Source organism: Zoogloea sp. (assembly GCF_028693495.1).
Classification (GTDB): Bacteria; Pseudomonadota; Gammaproteobacteria; order Burkholderiales; family Rhodocyclaceae; genus Zoogloea.
In genome coordinates this window covers 1-8,066 of sequence record NZ_JAQUVG010000094.1, presented here as the reverse complement: position 1 = coordinate 8,066, position 8,066 = coordinate 1, and the positions used below count along the sequence as shown (strand labels likewise).

The 8,066-nt window shown below is 69.8% G+C and carries 9 protein-coding genes; 8 read left to right on the top strand and 1 reads right to left on the bottom strand.

From position 1 onward, the window contains the following. From PHD22_RS13790 to PHD22_RS13760, 7 genes are all read left to right on the top strand, one after another. On the top strand, positions 1–520 hold a 520-nt coding region (locus tag PHD22_RS13790), incomplete at its 5' end, for an SUMF1/EgtB/PvdO family nonheme iron enzyme (RefSeq protein ID WP_299867956.1). A 69-nt stretch (positions 521–589) separates the two neighbouring features. Further along, positions 590–1,864, top strand: coding sequence for a TIGR03862 family flavoprotein (locus PHD22_RS13785; protein ID WP_299867952.1), 1,275 nt, complete (start codon positions 590–592; stop codon positions 1,862–1,864). Between the two features lie 42 nt (positions 1,865–1,906). Next, positions 1,907–3,058, top strand: a complete 1,152-nt coding sequence (locus tag PHD22_RS13780) for an FAD-binding domain-containing protein (protein ID WP_299867949.1) — start codon at positions 1,907–1,909, stop codon at positions 3,056–3,058. Further along, positions 2,989–4,641 carry a deoxyribodipyrimidine photo-lyase gene (locus tag PHD22_RS13775; protein ID WP_299867945.1) on the top strand — a complete coding sequence of 551 codons (1,653 nt, stop codon included), beginning with the start codon at positions 2,989–2,991 and terminating at the stop codon, positions 4,639–4,641. The genes PHD22_RS13780 and PHD22_RS13775 overlap by 70 nt, the downstream gene beginning before the upstream one ends. A 72-nt stretch (positions 4,642–4,713) precedes the next feature. Continuing rightward, the gene (locus PHD22_RS13770; protein ID WP_366520738.1) at positions 4,714–4,917 is read left to right on the top strand and encodes a DUF2256 domain-containing protein; all 204 of its coding nucleotides are present in this window, start codon (positions 4,714–4,716) and stop codon (positions 4,915–4,917) included. Next, positions 4,914–6,452: a cryptochrome/photolyase family protein gene (locus tag PHD22_RS13765; protein WP_299867942.1), complete on the top strand. Its 1,539-nt coding sequence runs from the start codon at positions 4,914–4,916 to the stop codon at positions 6,450–6,452. The genes PHD22_RS13770 and PHD22_RS13765 overlap by 4 nt, the downstream gene beginning before the upstream one ends. Before the next feature lie 78 nt (positions 6,453–6,530). After that, positions 6,531–7,142, top strand: a complete 612-nt coding sequence (locus PHD22_RS13760) for a 2-hydroxychromene-2-carboxylate isomerase (protein ID WP_299867939.1) — start codon at positions 6,531–6,533, stop codon at positions 7,140–7,142. A 16-nt stretch (positions 7,143–7,158) separates the two neighbouring features. Here PHD22_RS13760 and PHD22_RS13755 read toward each other — a convergent pair whose 3' ends face one another. Continuing rightward, the gene (locus PHD22_RS13755) at positions 7,159–7,800 is read right to left on the bottom strand and encodes a hypothetical protein (RefSeq protein ID WP_299867936.1); all 642 of its coding nucleotides are present in this window, start codon (positions 7,798–7,800) and stop codon (positions 7,159–7,161) included. A 75-nt stretch (positions 7,801–7,875) separates the two neighbouring features. On the opposite strand from PHD22_RS13755, the gene PHD22_RS13750 reads away from it, so the two are divergent. Further along, positions 7,876–8,066 (top strand): ATP-binding cassette domain-containing protein (locus PHD22_RS13750; RefSeq protein ID WP_299867933.1); only part of this gene is annotated, 191 nt, incomplete at its 3' end.

Here is an 8,066-nt window from a genome sequence, read left to right as displayed (position 1 = left end):
CTTTGCCGCGGAGTGCCGCCCCCAGGGCGGACTGGGCTGCCCGGGCACCTGGCCCCCTCCTGGCAAGCCGGACAGCCCACCCCGGCAACCTGCCCGCTTCCTCTCCTGGGCCCAGGCAGAGGCCTACTGCCGCTGGGCAGGCGCCCGGCTGCCCAGCGAAGTCGAATGGGAAAAGGCTGCCCGGGGCGAGGATGGCCGCCCCTGGCCGTGGGGCAACCAGCCCGACCCCAGCCGTTTTCAGGGCAGATCCGGTACGACCGGGACCATCGCCGAAGTCGGCAGCCACCCGGCAGGGGAAAGCCCCTATGGGATTGCCGACCTGGCCGGCAACCTTTGGGAATTCACGGCCACACCCTGGGGCCCTGGCCAGCATGTAATGAAGGGCGGCTCCTACCTCAACCCCCTGATGGAGGTGCGCAGCAGCTTCCGATGGACCAGCTCCCTGGAAGACACGGGCGCCGACTACCTGGGCTTCCGCTGCGTTCTCGACATGCCCCGGCGCACCGCGCCTACCCCCTGAGCCATCCCGTTGACCATGGCTGCCAGGCCAAAACGCTAGAATCACGCCTTTACCCTGTCGGACCTGCCCGTGCCTGCTGCTTCTTCCGCTTCCCGCGTCGCCATCGTCGGCGGCGGCCCTGCTGGCCTGATGGCCGCCGAGACCCTGGCTGAGGCCGGCATCCAGGTGGATCTCTACGACGCCATGCCCTCCGTGGGGCGCAAATTCCTGCTGGCCGGCAAGGGCGGTCTGAACATTACCCACGCGGAACCGTTTGAGCGCTTCGCGGACCGCTACGGCAGCCGGAGCGTGCAGCTCCGGCCCTGGCTGGAGGCCTTGGATCCCGACACCCTGCGTCAATGGGTGGAGACCCTGGGGATCCCCACCTTCGTGGGCACTTCCGGACGGGTGTTTCCCGAAGGCATGAAAGCGGCCCCCCTGCTGCGGGCGTGGCTCAGCCGGCTGCGGGAGGCGGGGGTCCGCATCCACGTGCGCCATCGCTGGACCGGATGGGGAGACCGGCACACCCTCCGCTTCACCACCCCGGACGGCCCGCGAGATGTCCGGGCCGACGCCTGCATCCTCGCCCTGGGTGGAGCCAGCTGGGCCCGGCTCGGTTCAGATGGCGCCTGGGTTCCCCTGCTGGAGGAGGCCGGTGCGACCGTAGCGCCCCTGGAGCCGGCCAATTGCGGCTTCATCGTCGCCTCCCCGCGGGTTGCCCCCGGGCGGGGCTGGAGCGTCCATCTGGCAGAGCGCTTCGCAGGAGCACCGCTCAAGTCCGTGGCCATGACCGTGGATGGAGATGCGACGCCCTGGCGCAACGGGGAAGCCATGCTCAGCGCCGATGGCATCGAGGGCAGCCTGGTATACGCCTTGTCGGCGGCCCTCCGGGAGCGCATCAAGGCGGACGGGCAGGCCATCCTGCGCATCGACCTGAGCCCTGGGCGCTCCCTCGAACGGGTCCGGAGCGAGGCAGCCCATCCCCGGGGGGCCCGCTCCCTGGCCAGCCATCTGCAGAGCCGGGTCGGTATCGAAGGGCTCAAGATGGCCCTGCTGCGGGAATGCCTGAGCACCGAGGAGCTCCACGATCCGACCCGCCTGGCCAGCGCCATCAAGGGGCTGCCGCTGGTGCTGGTGGCTCCCCGGCCCCTGGACGAAGCCATCAGTACGGCGGGCGGCGTCCGGCTGGAAAGCCTGGACGAGCACCTGATGCTCAAGACCCGCCCCGGCGTTTTCTGCACCGGTGAAATGCTCGACTGGGAGGCCCCTACCGGGGGCTACCTGCTCACCGCATGCCTGGCCGCCGGACGCTGGGCCGGCCAGGGTGCGCTGGCCTGGCTGAACCGCCAGGGGAACCCGGACTGAGCGCAGCCTGTCCATCGGCCTCATTGACCATGAGGCCCCTCCATGCTCCCCCAGACGGCAGCACCGCATCCCCTGCCCACCTCCGCTGAAGCCGCCCTGGCCACCCGCCTGGCAGCAGTCGCCCCGGAGGCCTATGCCCGCAGCCGCAACCACCTGGACGGCGCGGTCACCCGCCTATCGCCCTGGATCACCCACGGCCGCCTGGAGCTGCCGGAACTGATCGCCCGCTACCGGCTGAGCGGCGCCGACACCCTGGCCTTCGAGTTCGGCTGGCGGGAATTCTTCCACCACGTCTGGCAGCACCTGGGCGACGGCATCCTGGCCGACGTGCGTCCCGGCCTGCCGGGAGTGCCCTACCAGCCCACCCTGCCGGACGACATCCGCCAGGGCCGCACCGGCCTGCCCGCCATCGACCGGGCGGTGGCCGAGCTCTATGCCACCGGCTACCTCCACAACCACGCCCGCATGTGGCTGGCCAGCTACGCGGTGCATCTGCGCAAGGTGCACTGGCGCTGCGCCGCCGACTGGCTCTACGGCCACCTGCTGGACGGCGACCTGGCCTCCAACCACCTCTCCTGGCAGTGGGTCGCGGCCACCTTCAGCAGCAAGCCCTACCTCTTCAACGCCGCCAACGTAGCCCGCTTTGCGCCCCCCGACTGGCACTGCCCGGGCAGTGCCATCGATACCGACTACCCACCGCTGGAGGCGCTGGCCCGCAGCCCCCGGGCGCTGGGGCCCAGCCCCGGTGCCCCGGGGCTGGCCGAACCCGCATTGCTGGCAGCGCCGCCGGACAACCTGCTCGACCCCCGCGACCATCTCCCGCCGGATAGCGGCACGCCGCTCACCCTGGTCCATCCCTGGGCCCTGCGTGCCGGCCCCGGTCCCCGCCTCGGCGTCATCCACCTGCCCTTCCACCGGCGCTTCCCCTGGTCCGCCGCCCGCTGGGCCTTCGTGCTGACGCAGATGCGCGCGGTCACCGACCGGATCTGGATCGGCGACCTGCGGCAGCTCCAGGGCCGCTTCCACGCCGAGGCCACCCTCAACCCCGGGTACCGGGAGGCCCTGGCCGGTCTCGATGCCGTGCTCGCGCCACCCCCCCGCTGGCTGCCCGAGCCGCCCCGGCTGTGCTCCTCCTTCAGCCGCTTCTGGGCGGCCTGCGGCCAGCCCTCGCCCAAGCGCCGCTGGCACGGATGATCAGCGTCGTCTGGTTCAAGCGCGACCTGCGGGTCACCGACCACGCGCCCCTGCGGGAAGCCGCCCGGCACGGCCCGGTGCTGCCGGTCTACCTGTTCGAACCGGACCTCCTCGCCCAGCCGGACGCCTCGCCGCGTCACCTGGGCTTCGTCCTCGAATGCCTGGACGAGCTGGAAACCCGGCTGGCCGCGCTGGGCAGCCCCCTGCAGCGCTGGCAGGGCGAGGCAACCCGGGTCCTGGCCGAACTGCACACCCGCCTCGGCCCCTTCCGGCTGTTCAGCCACGAGGAAACCGGCAATCTGGCCAGCTACCGGCGCGACCGGGACGTGGCGCGCTGGTGCCGGGCCCACGCCATCGAATGGCAGCAATGGCCGAGCGCCGGCGTGGTGCGGCAGCTGCACGACCGGGACGCCTGGTCAACCCTGTGGGTGGCGCGCATGACGCCACCGCCCCTGGCCGCACCGGACGCACTCCAGGCGCCACCTGCCCTGAGCCCATCGCCCCTGCGCCTCTTCCCCGGCGAAGCACCGCGGGGGCTGGCCTGGCATCCGGACGCCCTGCCCGACCAACCCGGCCGCCAGACCGGAGGACGCCAGCAGGCCCGCCGGCTCGCCCGCCATTTCTTCGACCAGCACCTCCCGGACTACCGCAAGGGCATGTCCAGCCCCCTGTCCGCCGGGGACACCTGCTCCCGCCTGTCCCCCTACCTGGCCTTCGGCTGCGTGTCGGTGCAGGAGGTGATCCATGCGGTGTGGCGGCGCCGGGCAGAACTGCAGGCCCTGCCGCCGGAGCTGCGCCCGCGAGGGCATCTGGCGGGCCTCAAGTCCTTCGAGAGCCGCCTCCACTGGCACTGCCACTTCATCCAGAAGCTGGAATCCGAACCCACCCTGGAAACGCAGGAAATGCACGGCGCCTTCGCCGGCCTGCGCGACGCCCACTTCAGCCCCGAGCGGCTGACCCGCTGGTGCCGCGGCGAAACCGGCTTCCCCCTGATCGACGCGTGCATGGCCATGCTGCGTCACACCGGCTGGATCAACTTCCGCATGCGCGCTCTGCTGGTAGCCTTCTCCAGCTACCAGCTGTGGCAGCCCTGGCAACGGCCCGCGCTGCACCTGGCGCGGGAATTCCTCGACTACGAACCGGGCATCCACTACCCCCAGGTTCAGATGCAGTCCGGCACCACTGGTATCAACACCCTGCGCATCTACAACCCGGTCAAGCAGGCCCGCGACCAGGACCCGGACGGCCGCTTCGTGCGCCAGTGGCTGCCCGCCCTCGCCCGGCTGCCCGACGAATGGCTGTTCGAGCCATGGAACATGCCGCGGACCACCCAGCAGCGGGTGGGCCTGGTCATCGGCCGCGACTACCCCGAACCCCTCGTGGACCACGAGGCCGCCGCCCGCCACGCCCGCGACACCCTATGGGCCCTGCGCAAGGACGAAGTCGTGCGCCGGGAGGCACGAACCGTGTACGAGAAACACGGGAGCCGCAATCCCGCACGGGAAGGCGCCCCCCGCAAGCGCCGCAGCCGGCAGACGACGGCCACCGACAGCGCACTCCAGCTCGGGCTGGATTTCGGATAGGCATGCTGTCTGCCGTGGCGGAAGCTGCCCGCCCCAGCGGCCTCCCGGAACCCGTCCGACGCGCTGTGGTCCATGGCCTGCTTCAATGACTCCGACACGCAAAACCCTGACATGCCTTCTTCCTTTCGTGGCAACAAACAATCCCTGCCGAGCAAGCCCTGTGCAGTGTGCGGCCGGCCGATGAGCTGGCGGCGCAAGTGGGCGCGGAGCTGGAGCGAAGTGAAATACTGCTCCGACGCCTGCCGGGGCCGCGCTGCCAACCTCAGACAACCATGACAATCCGCCATCTGATCCTGGTCCTCGGTGACCAGTTGAGCCACGACAATCCCGCCCTGGCCGGCTTCGACCCGAGCCAGGACCGCATCCTGATGGTGGAGGCGCCGTCGGAAGCCCGCCAGGTGTGGAGCCACAAGGCCCGCATTGCCCTGTTCCTGTCGACGATGCGCCACTTTGCCGCGGAGTTGGTGGCCCAAGGCTGGCCCGTAGATTATCTGCAGCTGGGGCTGCACCCCCACGCCAGCCTGATGGAGGCATGGGTGGCCACCATCAGCCGCCTGGTACCGGAACAGGTGATCGTCTGCGAACCGGGAGAATGGCGACTGGAACAGGCGCTGCAGGCCCTGACCCGGGACACGGGCGTGCCCGTGGTGCAGCGCCCGGACAGCCATTTCATTGCCAGCCGGGAGGCCTTCCTGCGCTGGGCCGGTGACAGGCCGACCCTGCTGATGGAACATTTTTACCGCTCCATGCGCAAACAGCACCGGGTGTTGATGGAAGGCGATGGGCCCGCCGGCGGAGTCTGGAACTTCGACAAGGACAACCGCCAGGGCTTCGGCAGGGCGGGTCCCACCCGGGTTCCGACGCCACCGGCCTTCGCCCCGGACGACATCACCCGCCAGGTGCTGGCCGAGGTGGAAGCCCATTTCAGCGATCACCCGGGCAGCCTGGCCCATTTTGCCTGGCCGGTAACCCGGGACGACGCACTGGCGGCCCTGGGAGCCTTCGTCCGCGACCGCCTGCCCGGCTTCGGCAGCCACCAGGACGCCATGTGGACCGGCGAGCCCTTCCTGTGGCACAGCCTGCTGGCCCCGGCCCTCAACCTCAAGCTGCTGGACCCGCGGGAGGTGATCCGTGCGGCCGAGGCGGCCTGGCAGCAGGGCCATGCGCCACTGCCAGCGGTGGAGGGTTTCATCCGCCAGATCCTCGGCTGGCGGGAGTTCATCCGCGGGGTGTACTGGCGCGACCAGCCGGGCATAGGGGAAGCCAACCATTTCGGCCACACCCGCCCCCTGCCCGCCTGGTTCTGGACGGGCGAAACGCGCATGAACTGCCAGCGCCAGGTAATCCGCCAGACGCTGGACCACGGCTACGCCCACCACATCCAGCGCCTGATGGTCACCGGCAACTTCGCACTGCTGGCCGGTCTGTCGCCCCAGGCCGTGGCGGCCTGGTTCCTGGCGGTCTACGTGGATGCAGTGGAGTGGGTCGAGCTGCCCAACGTGGCCGGCATGGCCCTGTATGCCAATGGCGGGCGCTTCACCAGCAAGCCCTATGTGGCCAGCGGCGCCTACATCAAGCGCATGAGCAATTACTGCGCGGGCTGCAGCTACAGCGCGGAGGTGAGGACCGGCCCGCGGGCCTGCCCGGTCACCACTTTCTACTGGAATTTCATCGACCGCCATGAGGCAAGCCTGGCCACCAACCCCAGGGCACTGCTGATGGTGAAGAACCTGCACCGGCTGAGCGAGGACGAACGGACGGCCATCCGTCAGGAAGCCAGCCGCCTCGCAACCCATCTGGAGCACCTGTAACGGAAGCGGCGGCCCTCAGGCCGGCGGACGGACGCCCGAGTGCTAGACTGAAACGATCCAACTGCCGGGGGCAAGGCCATGAGCACACCTTCGCTGGAGTTCTGGTTCGAGTTCGCCAGCTCCTACTCCTACCTGAGCGTGATGCGCATCGGGCCCCTGGCCCGGGATGCGGGCGTGAACGTGGTCTGGCGGCCCTTCCTGCTCGGGCCGGTGTTCCTGGCTCTGGGCTGGAACGATTCCCCCTTCAACATCTATCCCCCCAAGGGCCGCTACATGTGGCGGGACCTGGCCAGGCTGGCGGCCCGCTACAACCTGCCCTTCCGGATGCCATCGCGCTTTCCGCGCAACGGGCTGCTCGCTGCCCGAGTGGCCCTGCTGGGCGATAGACAGGCCTGGACGGGGGATTTCAACCGGGCCGTGATGGGGGCCAACTTTGCCGAAGACCGGGACATCGGTGATCCCGCAGTGATCCGCGACATCCTGAGCCACCTGGACCTCCCGGCCGACAGTCTGCTCGCCAGCGCCGCAGCCCCGGACAACAAGCTCGCCCTACGCCGTCAGACCGAGAAGGCCACGGAGCTGGGCCTGTTCGGCGCACCCAGCTTCATCACCCCGGACGGAGAGCTTTTCTGGGGCAACGACCGGCTGGAGGATGCGCTGGCCTGGGCCCGGCGGCCTCAAACCACCTGAACGCTCCTGCCCGCCCTTACTGAGCCTTCCTTTTTTCCTCTGCCCTCTTCAACCGTTCCTCGTAATCAAGACGGTCCTGGCGTGCCTGCTCAGCCCGGCTCGCCGCAGCATCCGCCTCCCGAGCCCGACGGAGGGCCTGCTCGGCCTCCTTGCGGTGGCGGGCTTCGGCCTCTTCCATGCCCCGGGTCTTGGCAGCCTGCTCCCGCGTGATCCGCTCCGCATCCTTTTCGGCAAAAGCCTTCAGGCGGGCTTCACCTTCAGCCCGCAGGCGAGCCTCCTCGGCTGCCCGCCCGGCGCTCTTTTCGGGCGCCTGGGCAGCCAGCTCGGCCTGACGTTCGGCGTAGGCCCGGTTCCGGTCGGCCAGTTCAAGACGCCCGGCCTCCAGTTCCATTTCGCGGGCCCGACGGATGTCGGTCACCCGGCGGCTCCTGGCCTGATCGATGCAGCGGTTGACCAGGAAGCGCTCGTAGCAGGCCACCTCCTCTGCACGGAAACGGGACTCCGCTGCCCCGCGGAGTGCGGCGGACTCGCTGCGCAGGGTTTGCGCCCGTGCCATCTCGGCAACGGGATCGCTGGAGACCTGCTGGGCCAGCGCAGCCACAGGCGGCAAACCCAGGAAGACGAGGCAGATAACGGGGGAGAAGCGGGACAAACGCATGGGGCAACGGGGCAGTAGGCGACGGGACCGCTTACAATACCGGATTTCCTGCTCGCTTTCCTGCGCTCCGCTGCCGTGATCCAGTTTCGCAACCTCCGCCTCGCCCGGGGCGTCAAGACTCTCATCGAAGGCGCCAGCCTGCAGATCCATCCCGGCTGGAAGGTCGGCCTCACCGGAGCCAACGGCTGCGGCAAGTCCAGCCTGTTCGGCCTGCTGCGGGGCGAGCTCCACCAGGACTCCGGTGACCTGGAGATGCCTGCCGTGTG

Coding starts and splice junctions, on each gene's coding strand:
- PHD22_RS13780 (WP_299867949.1), top strand. CDS start 1,907: ATGCTCCCCCAGACGGCAGCACCGCATCCCCTGCCCACCTCCGCTGAA.
- PHD22_RS13770 (WP_366520738.1), top strand. CDS start 4,714: ATGGCCTGCTTCAATGACTCCGACACGCAAAACCCTGACATGCCTTCT.
- PHD22_RS13765 (WP_299867942.1), top strand. CDS start 4,914: ATGACAATCCGCCATCTGATCCTGGTCCTCGGTGACCAGTTGAGCCAC.
- PHD22_RS13760 (WP_299867939.1), top strand. CDS start 6,531: ATGAGCACACCTTCGCTGGAGTTCTGGTTCGAGTTCGCCAGCTCCTAC.
- PHD22_RS13755 (WP_299867936.1), bottom strand. CDS start 7,800: ATGCGTTTGTCCCGCTTCTCCCCCGTTATCTGCCTCGTCTTCCTGGGT.